Consider the following 14,056-nt stretch of genomic DNA (forward strand, 5'->3'; position numbering starts at 1 on the left):
GTACTAGGGTTATATCTCTGAATTTCACTGTCGCATAGTCCCTTCATTATATTCATCAGCCATCTTCTTACTTCTTCTCTTATTTCACTTGCCTCTCTTATTTCACTTGCTCCCCATTTTATAATCGGAAGGCAATGCCTCATATACCAAGGCTGCAAGAAGTAAATTTGCTATATTGGCTAACGTAAGCGGCCAAAAGATAATAAAAACAAATCCTTTCAGCCAAGGATACAATATAACTAATGCAACTATGTTAATCATCACATAGGCCAATACAGACCCCAGCACATATGCCAACCAGCGACGACTTCCCCTATGACATACGTAGGCAATAGTCTTACTGTATATCCACACGCTGATTCCCATCATAACCGCTGTTATACCATGAACAGCACCGGATAAAGGAAATCCCACTATAGCCGCTGACAGAAGATGACCAAAAATACCTAAAGCCGCGCCTATATTGGGGCCCAACAACAATCCGCCTAAAAAAGCCGGAAAGGAATCAAAGGCGATTGACCCGAGCACCTTAATCTGCGCCCCTACCACACATAAACTCATCAATAAGCCGGCCATCACTAATCTACGCACTACCATTTGCTAACACTATCCTCTCACCACTTCTACTTTTTATATCTTTAACACTGTGGCAGCTACCAATTTAGCACGACTAAACAATGTATCCACCACGGCAAATTCATCAATACTGTGATTTTTACCGCCTGCTACACCAACGGCACACACCGTAGGAACCCCCATTTTTACTTCATAAGCAGAGTCGGCACCACCGCCCACATATTTCTGATAAATAGGTCCAAAGCCGATTTCATTGGCTGTCTCTTCCAGCTTGCGGAACAACGTAACTACACCGTCCGTTGTTTCCATAGGGCTCATAATCACATCGAACTTCATTTCCGTCATTGTACCTTCCACATATGTAGTAGCCGCAACGGCTTCCAGTTCTCGGCGTGCTCTCTCCACTTGATCCAATCGTTTGAAGCGAACATCCACCACCAGCTTAGCCTCTTCCGGTACCGCATTAGGAACAGTTCCGCCTTGAACTACGCCGCAATTATAAGTGAGACCCGCTTCAAAATCATTATTTGCCTGAATGGCAATAATTTTATGAGCCATTTCCAAAATAGCACTTCGTCCTTTCTCCGGCTCGTTACCGGCATGTTCGTGCTCGGTCAACATCCTCTTTAAACAAGGTACCGGACTCAATGCTCACTAACTCTTTCCAAAAGGTAAGCATCTCTTGGCGATGTTCGTCAATATACTTAAAAATTTTTTCTCTCATAATCTATATCCTCTCTTTTTCTCTACGCTCCAAAATATGCTTCTAACTATTTGCTGTAGCCGGTCGCTTTAAAACAACGATACAACACAGGATACTTATATAGTATCAACAGCTATCTCTATTGACAATGATTTTCTCTATTCTCTCATAACCGCTGTAAACTTACCAAACAGAGCAATCCGATACAGCGAATAACACCGTCCTTCTATTAAAAAACAATGCCTACTGCACTAGCTACTAAAAAGCCTTATCTATCAAAGGCTATGTTTGCAGCTACTGCGGTAGGCATTGTATCTTTTACACTATTCATTCCACAATATCGTATAATTTTTTGAAAATTTCCGGATCACAAGGATACTCCTCACCGTTCACTCCGCGAATGACCCAATCCCCGGGATTTGTTTTGACTACACCGTTCAAAGTAAGCAGATATCGTTCGCCTTCTTCGCGAATCGCTGTCAGTTCATTAGGCTTGTGGCGAATCTGTATAGCCTTCGCGTCATAACCGGCCTCATCATAGTATAACTCATGAGTTTCCGCAGCACAGCATTCTACTAAGATTTCAGAAATAATCATGGGCTGCTTTTTTTCTTGCGTAACAACCAATAGCTGCTGTATAAATGTTCCGTCAAAATTAAGCAGTAACGGAGTTTCTGCCGTGTCCGTAATATCTTTGTAAATACGCACCTCTTGATTGTCGGATATCGTTAACCAACGATAGTCTAACTTATAGGCTCCAGCCAACACACTGGCCAAGTTCTTTTTGAATTCCATCTATCTCGCCTCACTAACTCATTGTTATATTCTATGATGAATAATCTCACCGCTTTTCATTGTCACTATACTATTTTGAAATATACTCTCGCAAACGTTTTACGGATTCCTTATCCTGTACAGATACTTCAAAAATGGTGGTTACACCGGCCGACGTTAAATTATGGTACGCCGTTTCCAGCGAATGTCCCAAATCGGTTTTAGTGATAACACCAATAACTTCACGATTGAACGCCGTTGCAAAATTGGGTGGGAATATACTTTCCTTATCGTCTGCCTCATTAACGAAGATAACGATATCCGCGTCATACGAATTCAGCAGAATCGCCCTGTAATATACAGGGTTTTCAATAAATTCGCCCGGTGTATCTATAATTGAACCAATACGCCCAATAGATTGTGTTTTAAGCGCCTCATCAGTATCATGAATCAGCATATTGGATAATGTTGTCTTTCCGGCCTCGGTACGACCTACCATAATAACTGTCTTTAGCTTGTTATCGTTCATACTATATCCTCATCCATGTCCCTGTTATATTACTCTCCGATGACTACTGCCGCACCGTAATACACACCGGATAATTATATGCTTTAGTTACGCCGACGTGCCTTCTATGTATTCTATTACGTCCGTGTTAAGGTGGTCGGGAAAAATCCCAGAATTTTTTCCAAGCCGTCTAATACACCTTTCATGGCTGACTCCACACTGGACACATCACCGGTGATGAGTAGCGCTCCCGAAAACCTATCAACGAAGCCCAACTCAATACCGGCTGCTTTCGTTGCTATATCTGCGGCAATAATCGTTCCTTCCCCCGGTGTGATTGTCAGAATTCCGATAGCATTGCGATTGTTTTCGTCCAAGCCCATTTTTCTAAAAAGCTCAGGTTTAGGATTGGCAATAATATGGGCAATCGTCACCTGTTTACCCGGTACAAATTCCTGTATAATTCGCTGTTTATCTTCTTTGCTATTGAAAAATTCCATGTCCATGGTCTCCTGTATTACATCACCGTAAGTAGTAATTGCGCTAAATCATCAATGGTAGCCGGATAAGGATTCGTGCTATAGGTTCGATCCTTTATGGCCCGCTCCGCCATGAGCGGTACATCTTGCCGCGTCTCTTCTGCCGATCGTCCGGTAGCCTCTTTTACCGTCAGCGGACAATCCAGCGTACGAGCCAATGTCATAATTTGTTTAATCAAGGCAATTAATGCTTCCTTGTCCTCTGCTGTTGATGTGCAAAAATGCATTTTCTTGGATATATCGGCATATTTCTTCAAGGCTTGTCCCGACCGCAACGCATTGAAAGCGATAACGCGCGACAACAACATAGCATTTGCCAATCCATGCGGAATATGATACAACGCGCCCAGTTGATGGGCCAGTGCATGAGTAATACCCAGACCGGCTTTATTAAACGCCAGCCCGGCCATGCAGGACGCTTCATGCATGCGCATCCGATCCTCTTCGCCTGCGGATTTCACATAACACCTTGGCAAATAAGTAAATACATACTCTATGGCTTTTTCTGCCAATGCATCGGTAAAGCTATCCGCCCCTGTCGATACCAAGGCTTCTATTGCATGTACCAACACATCCATACCGCTATAGGCGGTTACCTTTGGCGGAGCCGTCTTTACAAATAATGGCGTCAAGATAGCTTCATCCGGCAATAAGCTATCATCCAATAACGGGTACTTCACTTTAGACACTGTATCAGTAATCACCGCAAAGGAGGTTACTTCCGAACCTGTACCGCTAGTAGTAGGAATTGCCGTCATATTTTTTATGGGCTTGCTATTTACTTTACGATAAAAATAAAGAACTGCTTTTGCCAAATCAATCGCTGACCCACCGCCAATAGCAATTACAATATCCGGCTGCTCCTGCTTCATAAAATTTACGCCATCGGCGACGGCTTCAATCGGCGGGTCCGGCACAACATTGCTATAAATGGCTACATGATTATTATTTTGTAAAAGATCGAGGACATACGCTAAGCCCGAAGTTCCTTTTAAAAAAGGATCGCATACAATGACGATACGTTCTCCGGCAAATCGCGTCAGCCGAATCAGCGCATCCTTTGACGCATATATATTTGTGGAAAAAGTCCAGCTTCGCACAGTCATTCCTCCTATCTGATTTGGAAGCCCGTCGTCAAGCAGCACCGACGTCGACGTGCAAAGTGACGAGCTGTCGTAGTAGCTTCCCCTGTAGGCGTAGCAATAGTGAATGTCGTTGTTCCTTCACCATTATAGCCAAGACCGGCAAAGGAAGGCCCGTTCTTAACAAAAATAGATGTTTTCATAGCACGCGCCATCCGATTCAAACGCTCCATATTCAAGGAATGCATAACGGCCGTATGATGAAGACCATTTTCTAAGAATAAACAAGTCGCCAATCCTTCTTCAAAGCTATCTACCGTAACGATTGGTAAAATCGGCATGAGCATTTCCGTCGTAGCAAAGGGATGATTTTTATCAGTACGCATAATAATCAGACGAGGGTCTCCTTCGCAAGGGATACCGGCTGCCTCCAAAATAACCTTCGCATTTCGTCCTACGAATTTACGGCTTGGGGAGCCGTTGGCCTGAAGTGTAATCTCTAGCAGCGTATTAATCTGGCGTTCATCGGTAATAAGTACAGAGCCGGCATCAATCATGTGCTGCACTAACTCATCTACAATAGAGCGCATAGCTACAACGCTCTTTTCTGCAATACAAAGAATATTGTTATCAAAGCTGGCACCAAGAACTATGTCCTGTGCGGCTTTTTTTATTTGTGCCGTTTCATCTACAAACGCCGGCGGATTGCCCGCACCGGCACCGATTACCTTCTTGCCACTGCATAAGGCTTGATGAACAACACCGGGGCCACCGGTAACTACGAGAAGCGATATATCCGGATGCACCATCATTTCCTGAGCCGCCTCGATGGATGGTTCTTCAATGGTTACGATTAAGTTTTCGATACCGATGGCATCACGAACAATTTCATTTAAGCGACTAACTAACCACCGCGACAATTTTTTGGCACCGGGGTGTACACTAAAGAAAATAGCGTTGCCCGCCGCCAACATGCCGATAGCATTACAAATCAATGTTTCCGACGGATTGGTACTGGGTGTAATCGCACCGATAACACCATAGGGTGACAATTCATATAATGTCATTCCGTTATCGCCGGTTTCACATTCCGTTACCAAATCCTCTACCCCCGGCGTCTTATCCAAGGTCAGATTGAGTTTGATAATTTTATCCGCCACACGGCCCATACCGGTTTCTTCATACGTCATCTTTGCCAATGTTTCCACCATAGGGCGCATAGCTGTACGAATCGCCGTAATCGCTTTTCCCCGCGTAGCCAAGGTGCATTCTTCAAAAATATGCTGTGCTTTCTTGGCTGCTTCCACCGCGGCTCCCACGGTTTTAAATACGCCCGGCTCTCCCTCTACAGCCTGCGATTCTCCGGTGACTGCCGATGACACATTTACCATCGGTCCGTCTCCCCTCATTATCTCTGTAATCATAGAGCGAATCATCCGCTCCAGTTCCTGCTTATTTTCCATGGTTTGCCTCCAAATATTCCATTGCATAGCGGCCGATACAACAATCTTCTTCTACCGTACCGCCACTGATTCCCAGGCCGCCTACCAGCTTTCCTTTGTAATATAGGGGAAATCCACCGCCAAAGGTAACCAGTTTGCGAGATACCATCGCCTCAATCTGATATAAATCCGATCCCGGCTGAATTGTTTTCTTCAATTCGGACGTAGACGTCTTGAGCGCGACAGCTGTGTACGCTTTCCCCGGAGCTAATTCCGAGCTGACCAGCAATGCATTCTCCATCCGATATGTCAAAACCGGCATGCCTTTTGCATCAACAACGGCAATCACTACCGGTACTTGCATAGCCTCTGCCTTAGTTTGTGCCCGCTTACACAATATGTGAACTTGTTCTCTTAGCCAAGAACTTTCATCCATAGTTACTTCACCATGTGTTTGATGAACGTCGTGAGTTGTGCGTGCATCTAATTTAGCCAATACACGTTGCGTAACTTCTGTTATATACGCCGTAAAGTCTTCCATACGTGCCAATGTATAAATACAATCTGACAAACGATTTACAAAAGATAGGACCTCAGCCCGCAAAGGTTCTTCCTGATGAAGTGCTACCAACAACCGCTCTGCTCGGCGACAAACGGTACGAGCAATATGAAGCTCCGCCGCTGCCACTGTCGCACCTTGGTAGATAAAACTATTGAGCGGTGGCAAACGCTTGGTATACGCATCGATAAGCTGTTCCAATTCACGAACCTCATCACTTTTCACAGGTGTACTATAGCGCAACAGTTTCTCCTCATCCAGCGTTGCAATCTCTGCGCACAAGCGGAACAGCTTGCCTTGCAATGTGTGGAGCCATGTCCTACTTTCTTCGTTACTCACCAATTTCTCGCATAGACTTAAATGCGCATTCAACTCATCCAACGTGCCGTAGGTATCTACGCGGCGAGATGCTTTAGCTACGCGATGACCGTCAAATAATCCGGTTGTTCCCGCATCACCAGTTTTTGTATATATAGCCACGCCGTTCACCACCTTTATTTATCAAAGCTGTCTATAATTCCTACGATAGCACAATCCACGGCAGAACCCATGCATTCTTCATTACCGAATACATGTCTGGCCGAGCTTCCTCGAGTAAGCAATACATATTCTCCGATACCGGCACTTACTGTATCAGCCGCCACTTCATAGGATTCTAACGGTTCCTTATTTCCGTCTACATACTGTACTATCATCAGTTTTAGGCCCTTTAGCGATTCGTGCTTTTGTGTAGATACAATACTGCCAATTACTCTACCAGTCTGCATAGCGTACAACCCCTTCTATTACATCTATATGTTTAGTTTGCATAACTTCCTGTGCCAATGCTGTCACATGCTGTCCTCGAAATAGTAATAACACGCTATCATTTTCATATGCTCGCACCGTTGTTGCCGTTATGCATCGATCCTTACAACTATATATGCGCTTATCATACTTATCTCTAAAAGTAAACGGCCATGTCAGTATCATCGCCGGATGAAACATGCGATTAACAGGCATTGCCGTTTTAATTGTTATATCGCATTCATAGGCCAGCCCTTTATCAAGCCACTGAATCCAAGGTGTTCGTACGCCCGTCAATAATTGCTGCAGCTGTCCGAAAGTTACATCGGTAACTGTAATCGTCTGATGATGTAGTAGTACTGTCTCCGCCGGTGAAGCATCCGACGTTAACGATATGACTGCTGCACTTTCACGACGTTCCCTTAACCGTTGAACAATAAGCTGCACCAACATGTCTACTGTTGCGGATTCCTTAGCGTTCACGATTATCACCTACCTTACGATGTACGCCGTATCCCCATTACTGATTTGTGCCGCATTGGCTTCATCCGTATCAATATGCATTTCTGTTACATAATCGGGAGATACACGGATTATTACATCTTCATACACCGTAGTTCGCTGCGGTGATATCATTCGAACCGCTACGGTATCACCATGATGTACGCCCAAGCGTGAACTATCTGCTTCAGCTACATGAATATGGCGCTTAGCGATGATACAGCAAGGCAAGGTGATTTGACCATGCGCTGTTTTAATAGTAATCGGAGCCGCTTTTGACAAGTCACCGGATAAGGCCACCGGCGGCGCAATTCCCAGAGTACGGGCATCGGTTTGAGATACTTCGACCTGAGAATGCGCACGCAACGGGCCCAATAAGCGAACGCGTTCAATGGTTCCTCTCGGTCCCACTAAGGTAACAGTTTGTTCCGCCGCAAACTCACCGGGTTGCGCAAGCGCCTTCTTCGGCCGCAACAGTTCGCGGGGAAACAATCTGTCATAATCAGCTCCGCTTAAATGGATATGTCGATTAGACACTCCGATAGGAATCGTAGGCGCCACTATGGATTCAATGGTTTTGCGTATTAATTCTTTTAGTGCTCCCTTTTCCATAGTCGGTTTCCTTTACTGTCTATTTTGCCAAAATAGCCTCTACATCGCTGTGCGGGCGCGGAATTACGTGAGTGGATACCACTTCGCCTACTTTAGCGGCTGCTGCACTACCTGCATCAACGGCTGCCTTTACGGCACCTACATCGCCGCGAACCATAACGGTTACCAAACCGGAACCAATTTTTTCATAACCTGTCAATGTAACATTTGCTGCCTTTACCATTGCATCGGCTGCTTCGATAGCTCCGACCAAACCTTTCGTTTCAACCATGCCTAATGCGTTATTCATAATAATCCTCCTCAATCTACTTACTTCTTACTTGTTGTATTTGTACGCTTGCGCGGTGCCCGGCGTTTTTTTGTCGTCTTCGGAGTTGCTTCTTCGGCAGTCTGCCCTGCCTTTTCTTCACCGGATCCGTGATGCATTAAAGATGTATCATCAACGGTAGGCGATACATGTTCTACCATCATGCCTTCCGATGTATCGGTAGCTTCACTCTCCTTCAGATTTGCCGCAACAGTCATTGTATCCACAGTTACACTTTCAGTGCTTTTATGTTTAGATACGGCTACCGATGCAGCAGTATATCTATCCGGCGTCGTCGTAATCAACAAGGATTGAACGCCTTCCGCCGGTCGCGGAATCACTTTTTGGCTAATCAATCCGGCGCCTGCCAAGGTAGCGCCGGTAGAGACTGCCGAATTAACGGCGCCTACATCACCGGTAACGAATATCGTCATCCATCCTTGACCACGTGCTTTTTCAATACCGGCCAGTGTCACATTAGCCGCTTTCGCCATGCCATCGGCTACGGTTATAGCCAATGCTAAACCGCGTACCTCAACCATGCCTAATGCTTCTTTCAAAATGCCACCTCCAGTCTGTCATCACTTTTAAACGGATTTCCTTTCGCCAAACGAGCAGCGTTACTCCCCAATATACGCAGGCTTTTTCTTTGTCCTTTATACGGCTGCAAGCGATAGATAAATTGCTGTGGTGGCAAATTTTTATAACTGAGCACTACTGCCTTTGTCGTACAACCAACACCTACAGCCAATGCAGATTCATGCGAAGCCCTGTCGGCCAGCACACCGGCATCGTTACCACTTACTTCTTCAACCGTAAAGGGAATTCCCTCTTCTTCCATGCCGAATAACAAATCCTGTAAGTAGGTCATATCGGTATCTGCCGTGCGGTATATCAAAATAGTTGGTTTCGTCGTCATTACTACATCCATGAACGATTCCTCCGCTCCTTGGCATAGGATAAAATCAATCCGGTAGCTACTGCGTTGCGAGCACCTTCCGTACTTCTGATATTTCCTCGACCGGCTACCAAGTTATAGTGTGACAAAGCATCTGTTACAAGTTGCGGAATTTCAAAATCCAATGCCGATCCGCCCACAATAACTACAAAGGGAATATCCCGTACATTTTGTGTAGGACTCACTGCCTTTAATGCACGCAATGAGTTTGTAACAAAAACCCGTTCTTTAGCTGTCTGACGGACTATACGTATTTTTTCCATGGATACATCGCCTTCAATAGGGACCAGCCCATCAGGAGTAACGATGACGACCTTAGCAAATAACGATGCCGGCAAAGGATCGTTGAAGAATTGCACGCTACCATCCTCGTGACGGATATGGTACACGCTGATTACCTTTGCCAACGGATATTTTTTTATATCTTCGGCCAAATGGATATCTTCCAGTCCCAGCTCCGAATTAATAAGCATTGTTACCATGTTACCGGCACCGGCCAAGTGAATGGCCTTAATCGCGCCTTCCTTATTCATAATAGATGCATCCGTAGAGCCGGCACCTAAGTCCAGTATGGCCATAGGTGTTTCCGTCCCCGGGGTTGTCAACGCACCGAGAATAGCCGACTCCGCTTCTTGCCCGCCGATTTCTACAGGAATTCCTAATTCTCTTTCTACCTCTTTAGCAATAATTTCCATTTGCAAATGATCCGACTTAACCATGGATGCAATACCTACAGCTTGCTCCATAGAGAATTCACCGGCTAAGCCGCCTTTTACATTGATAGGTACCGACGTATCTACTGCCAATAAATCTTGAATGTACACATCGTTCGGAGATTTATTAGTCAACTCAGCCATAGTTTGGCGCACTTTTTCCAACATACCGCCTACGTTTGTACCGGCTTCGCCGCACACATTATCAATATGCTGTATCTGTCCCAGCACCGCCATGATGGCTTCTGCGCCGGATGAAATATCCACCGACACGGTTCGCCCATCACCGCTAACAACCACAGAGCCCGCCGGGATAACGCGCTCTTTCACATCGCCGGCCGGTGTTTTGATAACCACTGCCGATCGATTGCCAATAAGCGCTCTCGCAATAGGAACTATATTTTTTGTTTCCTCCGCCGAAAGTCCAAACACCGTAGCAATACCGTATGGATTGGATAGTTGTGATATAACCTTGCCTGGCTCTACTACTTCTACAGCTGCCAACATTCCCAGAGGCACCTTGTCGATATAGGATACCTCATCAATGATAGGAATAATTTGCTGCAAGCGATTAGCTACCAGTACGCCGTCATCGGCTTGTAAAATAGCTCCCGTAATCCGATAGCCTTTATGCACATAAGCATTAATGAGCTCTGCGACCAGCTGAAAATCTATTTCCTTCGGTACAATAACAATATAAGGAGCCTCTATTGGTTTATCCAATAACTGCAAAATATGTGCCGTTTCACCTACACCAATGCCGAGTCCCCCCGGTGTTTTAGGATTATGCCCAATCATCGTCGATTCGGTAATAATCGTTTCCGTAATGGTTTCCATGGCCACATCGCCGATAACCGGTGTCGCTTCATTGATACGAATTAAGTCAATATCCTGCATGGTAACACCGGCACGTTGGACCAAACGTCGCAACGACTCCATTAGTCCCTGTATATTATCCTTAGTTCCTTTAATTCCTGTAGTATCCGCTATCGCCGAGCCTAAAAATTGTACAGTCCCATCATCGCGGATACATGCCATAGCCGATTCTGTTGTAGAGTTACCTATATCAATCCCGACGATTCGCTTCATAATAAGACTCCTAACTTAGTTATCGCCCTTTAATTTCTTACGACGTTCATAATTTTCTGCCGCTTCTCTAACGAAATTAGCACAAATATGCGCACCGTATTCTCGTTCTAATTCATCAGCCATTGCTAACAATTCCTGCTTGGAGGAACGATACGGTCGAAGGGCATTATACATTTCCAATAAGCGCTTATCGCTGACCTTCGTCATTTCTGCAGCCCGCGAAAAATTATATTCAATCTGCTCACGGCCGCCATCCTTGGCAATCTGTCCTTGGGCTTTCAAAATAGCCGGACTGATACGTAAGTCTTCCATCGTAACTGCACCGCTCATTACATTATCAAGCGTAACGAAATCAAGACCGCTGCCGCGTACCTTAATCCAATCCGGATGCTTTTGCGCTATAGGATAATCCGCTACCGTCGCCTGTGTATCGGTACTGCCGGCCTGTGCCGGTGCGGTTGCCGTCACTGTTGCACCGCCTTGCTGCATATCTTCTAAAATTTTGCGAATCATCGCTTCCATTTCAGTACTCATGCTGATTCCTCCTTATAACGTGATACGGCATTCATCTGCCGGTTTGCCCTTTACCACACGTTTTGTTTCTTTAATATGTAACAACGCCGACAATGCCTGATACTTAGGTCTTGCCATCTGATCATTCAAGGTAGCTACTGGATTAGGAGATTCCCCCTTCGCATACTTTGCTGCATTTTTACCGATAGCGCGGTATACTTCTTCCGTCAAAAGCGGTGCCTGCGGGAACAATTCCAAATTAGATAATGGCTGCAAATCGCGCTGGTGAATAACCGTGGTTCCTTTTGACTGGATGCCGATGCAAATTCCGGAGCCGGATAGTTTATCCCCTTCCACTGCCATGAACGCTACATCCGATGAACGATATACACGAACAACACGTGCCTTTAATCCTTCTTCTTCAATCCCTGCTACCAACTGACGAATAACTTCTTTATGCGGTACACCGACGATAGTAGTACGCTGACTGCGAGCAAAGGCAGGACCTACGGCTATAACTACTTCATCCGGCGATGTATGCGCCTGTGCCGGTCCTTCCGTTACGATCCACGAATCATCGCTATCATCTTCCTTTGGTTTTGCCGCCGTTGCCGAACCGGTGAAGGTAACCGGCTTGCTGGCATTTCCCATTTCACTGAGCACTTCCATGATAAGTGCGCGTAATACTTGTTCATTTACTTCAGCCATGTCGATTCCTCCTTAAATATCACGCGGGTCGATTGCATTCGGAATATCTTTGATAACGTCCCAATCCTTGCCTTCCAAACGATAGCCCGTACCTACACCGGCATAATCATTGGAGTCATTGATTGCAGAAATTACATTAAACTTATCATCAAAAATAGCGGATGTTTGCAAATAGTCACCGGCTACTTTTTGTTTCAACAGATTAAGTACACTTTGTGCTACATCATTAAATCCTTGTTTAGCCAAGCCCTTAACGAAATCAATCCCCGTTACGCCACGAGCCATTAAATCTGCGGCACCCTTGATGTCCGCTACCTTATCACGTTCCGGCATATCCTTAGAACCGTGTGCATATGTAGCTGCTTCTACTTCTTCATCGGTAATGGCCGGTAAACCTAATTCTACAAATAAGCCTTGCAAAGCACGCGCCGCTTTATTGCGAACAGCTACGACATCTTCTTCACGTACCGGCTTGAGGCCGCCGTTTACTTTGAGGTCACGCTGAATAATTGTCCAATCATCATAGTCTTCCGCATCCCAGTTACTGCCGGCAAACATGTTGTCGTAGTTAGGCGTCGAACTGTAACCGGAACAAATAAAATCCGTACCCGGCGCAAATTGCATAAGCGTACGTGCCGTACGACGTAAATCAGAATGGCTAAAGGTCTGGTCATTACTGGAAGCACATTCCAAATCAAGCATAGCCGCTACCAAGTTTTCCGCTAACACAGCGCGAATACCGGATGGAACCGCAGCTGGAATACCGATACAACTTACCGAACCGTTCTGTATACCTTGCACCCCGGCACCTTTGGTAAGGAATAAGCAACGAATTTCAAGGTACAGCATGGACTTGCCTTCCGCCTGTCCCATCTGAACTTCCGATCCCGTTCCGGAGGTAAAACGCATTTTCAAACCGCGTGATGCATATGCCGATGCCAAGAATGCCTTCGACCACGGTGTATCATCGCCATCGGTAAATACATCTTCTGTGCCATATACGGAAATGGTTTCTGCATACGCCGTAAATCCACGCATTCCCAATTCCAGTTCAGTGGCTTCTTCCAAGGAACACTGCGTCAATACACCGGGGCGTCCTGTCTGCGAACCTACGAGAATACCGATGGCATTAAGAGGTGCATAACGTGCTACAGCTACCGTTGTTTCTTCTTCCGCAAAGCCACGCAACGCACCTTCTGCTGCATCTGCCGCAATCTGTACCGGATTATCATTGACATTCGTTACATGGGCTTGGTTGGCCATAGTACGACGCGCGCGCATCTTCTGCATACATTGCATCATTTCAACTACATTCATCTGGCTAACTACTTCCAGCATTTTAGCCGGAGTCATCGACTTGGCTAAACCCGCTATTTCACTGCGCGGTACGGACGGTGTCAAAATCATATTGGCAATTTTGCGCGAATCCATATTCATAACTTCTTCGGCGCGTTCCAAATTGATAGCATAGTTAGCAATAAATGTATCAATCAGATCAAAATCTTCTCGACGCTTACCGTCAAGTTCTACGATAGTGCCGTTTTCAATCTTGATACTTGGCTTGGGGTCATTAGGGGATTCCATGGCTATAAAGCCTTCTTCTACCCATTCCTTTACATAGCCGTCTTGGTTAACCGGACGCTGACTTAGTACTTCAAAGCGCTTTGATTTCATACTCTTATACTT

19 protein-coding genes are annotated in these 14,056 nt (G+C 45.6%); all 19 read right to left on the bottom strand.

What is annotated here, in order from left to right:
- Positions 1 to 102: 102 nt before the first annotated feature.
- The 19 genes from G344_RS0104195 to G344_RS0104280 all read right to left on the bottom strand — a co-directional run bounded on the left by G344_RS0104195 (position 103) and on the right by G344_RS0104280 (position 14,044).
- Positions 103 to 597, bottom strand: a complete 495-nt coding sequence (locus tag G344_RS0104195) for an ECF transporter S component (RefSeq protein ID WP_028255109.1) — start codon at positions 595 to 597, stop codon at positions 103 to 105.
- A gap of 33 nt (positions 598 to 630) precedes the next feature.
- A complete protein-coding gene (locus tag G344_RS10665; protein ID WP_051245745.1) occupies positions 631 to 1,197 on the bottom strand; it encodes a peptidase dimerization domain-containing protein in 567 nt (188 codons plus the stop codon).
- Positions 1,169 to 1,300 (bottom strand): hypothetical protein, encoded by a 132-nt coding sequence (locus tag G344_RS12205; RefSeq protein WP_277352583.1) that lies wholly within the window; start codon positions 1,298 to 1,300, stop codon positions 1,169 to 1,171. Before G344_RS12205 ends, G344_RS10665 begins: the two co-directional genes overlap by 29 nt.
- A gap of 306 nt (positions 1,301 to 1,606) precedes the next feature.
- Positions 1,607 to 2,074 carry a hypothetical protein gene (locus G344_RS12040; protein WP_211219548.1) on the bottom strand — a complete coding sequence of 156 codons (468 nt, stop codon included), beginning with the start codon at positions 2,072 to 2,074 and terminating at the stop codon, positions 1,607 to 1,609.
- A gap of 70 nt (positions 2,075 to 2,144) precedes the next feature.
- Positions 2,145 to 2,582: a EutP/PduV family microcompartment system protein gene (locus G344_RS0104210; RefSeq protein WP_028255111.1), complete on the bottom strand. Its 438-nt coding sequence runs from the start codon at positions 2,580 to 2,582 to the stop codon at positions 2,145 to 2,147.
- A gap of 116 nt (positions 2,583 to 2,698) precedes the next feature.
- Positions 2,699 to 3,061 carry a BMC domain-containing protein gene (locus G344_RS0104215; RefSeq protein WP_028255112.1) on the bottom strand — a complete coding sequence of 121 codons (363 nt, stop codon included), beginning with the start codon at positions 3,059 to 3,061 and terminating at the stop codon, positions 2,699 to 2,701.
- Between the two features lie 17 nt (positions 3,062 to 3,078).
- Positions 3,079 to 4,200 (bottom strand): 1-propanol dehydrogenase PduQ, encoded by a 1,122-nt coding sequence (locus tag G344_RS0104220; protein ID WP_028255113.1) that lies wholly within the window; start codon positions 4,198 to 4,200, stop codon positions 3,079 to 3,081.
- 11 nt (positions 4,201 to 4,211) lie between these two features.
- Entirely contained in the window at positions 4,212 to 5,645 is a 1,434-nt protein-coding gene (locus tag G344_RS0104225; protein ID WP_028255114.1) for an aldehyde dehydrogenase family protein, read from the bottom strand.
- The gene (locus G344_RS0104230) at positions 5,635 to 6,663 is read right to left on the bottom strand and encodes a cob(I)yrinic acid a,c-diamide adenosyltransferase (protein WP_028255115.1); all 1,029 of its coding nucleotides are present in this window, start codon (positions 6,661 to 6,663) and stop codon (positions 5,635 to 5,637) included. Before G344_RS0104230 ends, G344_RS0104225 begins: the two co-directional genes overlap by 11 nt.
- Before the next feature lie 14 nt (positions 6,664 to 6,677).
- A complete protein-coding gene (locus G344_RS0104235) occupies positions 6,678 to 6,950 on the bottom strand; it encodes a EutN/CcmL family microcompartment protein (RefSeq protein WP_028255116.1) in 273 nt (90 codons plus the stop codon).
- Positions 6,937 to 7,452: a PduM family microcompartment protein gene (pduM, locus tag G344_RS0104240; RefSeq protein ID WP_028255117.1), complete on the bottom strand. Its 516-nt coding sequence runs from the start codon at positions 7,450 to 7,452 to the stop codon at positions 6,937 to 6,939. The genes G344_RS0104235 and pduM overlap by 14 nt, the downstream gene beginning before the upstream one ends.
- Positions 7,453 to 7,461: 9 nt before the next feature.
- The gene (gene pduL, locus G344_RS0104245) at positions 7,462 to 8,082 is read right to left on the bottom strand and encodes a phosphate propanoyltransferase (protein WP_028255118.1); all 621 of its coding nucleotides are present in this window, start codon (positions 8,080 to 8,082) and stop codon (positions 7,462 to 7,464) included.
- Between the two features lie 19 nt (positions 8,083 to 8,101).
- Positions 8,102 to 8,371, bottom strand: a complete 270-nt coding sequence (pduA, locus tag G344_RS0104250) for a propanediol utilization microcompartment protein PduA (RefSeq protein ID WP_028255119.1) — start codon at positions 8,369 to 8,371, stop codon at positions 8,102 to 8,104.
- Positions 8,372 to 8,391: 20 nt separating this feature from the next.
- On the bottom strand, positions 8,392 to 8,949 hold the full coding sequence (locus G344_RS11435; protein ID WP_051245747.1) for a BMC domain-containing protein: 558 nt from the start codon (positions 8,947 to 8,949) through the stop codon (positions 8,392 to 8,394).
- A complete protein-coding gene (locus tag G344_RS0104260; protein WP_028255120.1) occupies positions 8,946 to 9,320 on the bottom strand; it encodes a glycerol dehydratase reactivase beta/small subunit family protein in 375 nt (124 codons plus the stop codon). The genes G344_RS11435 and G344_RS0104260 overlap by 4 nt, the downstream gene beginning before the upstream one ends.
- Positions 9,311 to 11,149, bottom strand: coding sequence for a diol dehydratase reactivase subunit alpha (locus G344_RS0104265; protein WP_028255121.1), 1,839 nt, complete (start codon positions 11,147 to 11,149; stop codon positions 9,311 to 9,313). The genes G344_RS0104260 and G344_RS0104265 overlap by 10 nt, the downstream gene beginning before the upstream one ends.
- Before the next feature lie 15 nt (positions 11,150 to 11,164).
- Positions 11,165 to 11,683 (bottom strand): diol dehydratase small subunit, encoded by a 519-nt coding sequence (locus G344_RS0104270; RefSeq protein WP_028255122.1) that lies wholly within the window; start codon positions 11,681 to 11,683, stop codon positions 11,165 to 11,167.
- 12 nt (positions 11,684 to 11,695) lie between these two features.
- Positions 11,696 to 12,370, bottom strand: coding sequence for a propanediol/glycerol family dehydratase medium subunit (locus tag G344_RS0104275; RefSeq protein ID WP_028255123.1), 675 nt, complete (start codon positions 12,368 to 12,370; stop codon positions 11,696 to 11,698).
- Positions 12,371 to 12,382: 12 nt separating this feature from the next.
- A complete protein-coding gene (locus tag G344_RS0104280; RefSeq protein ID WP_028255124.1) occupies positions 12,383 to 14,044 on the bottom strand; it encodes a propanediol/glycerol family dehydratase large subunit in 1,662 nt (553 codons plus the stop codon).
- Positions 14,045 to 14,056 lie beyond the last annotated feature (12 nt).

Origin of the sequence: Veillonella magna DSM 19857 (genome assembly GCF_000428745.1) — a bacterium.
Taxonomy (GTDB): Bacteria; Bacillota; Negativicutes; order Veillonellales; family Veillonellaceae; genus Veillonella_A; species Veillonella_A magna.